This is a genomic window from Metabacillus rhizolycopersici (assembly GCF_020075705.1).
On record NZ_JAIQUM010000253.1, the window covers coordinates 1 to 651 of the forward strand.

General features: G+C 38.2%; 1 protein-coding gene and 1 pseudogene. Both read right to left on the minus strand.

Going from position 1 to position 651, the window contains the following annotated elements:
- A partial coding sequence (locus tag K9V48_RS29870) for an IS3 family transposase (protein ID WP_224142350.1) occupies window positions 1-301 on the minus strand: 301 nt, incomplete at its 3' end.
- Window positions 302-357: 56 nt separating this feature from the next.
- A pseudogene (locus K9V48_RS28420) lies at window positions 358-651 on the minus strand (helix-turn-helix domain-containing protein); the annotation flags it as partial.

Genomic DNA, 651 nt, shown 5'->3' on the forward strand with positions numbered 1-651 from the left:
TTATATCAGTAGTTAACTTTTGATGGCAGACATTTGTGTGAAAACGGCGATTAATAAGGTTCTTCGCAATAGTCCCCACAGTCCCTTTGTAAGAACTATACTTACGTGATTTTCTTATGAACTTATCTCCTTTGAGGCCTAGTTTCTTCATGATACGTTGAACCTTTTTATGATTGACTTTATGTCCCCGGTTTCTCAATTCCAAGTGGATACGACGATAACCATAATTGCCGTTGTTCTCCTCAAAGATAGATAGAATACATGCTTCTAGTTCCTGATCGGGACTCTCCTTCTTTATCATTTTTATACGATAATGATAAGAGGATTCTGGTATACCAACTACATGCAGTACATCCTTTAATCGGAAGGTTTCTTTGAGTTCGAATGATAACGCTGCTTGTGCTTTTCGAGATAGCCGTCCGGATTCATCTGAAAAGCTCGCAACTTTTTTAAGTATTCTACCTCTAAACGAAGAAGCTCATTTTCTCTTTCCAATTGTTGTTCATACGTCATTTCTTTTTCAGCTGAGTGTTTGTTCTTTCTGTTCTTAGCTTCATCAGACATAGGTGGCCGTCCTTTCGATCTATCCAGAGCTTCAGCACCACCATCTAAAAATGTTTTCTTCCATGAGGTTATCATAGGAGGATTTGT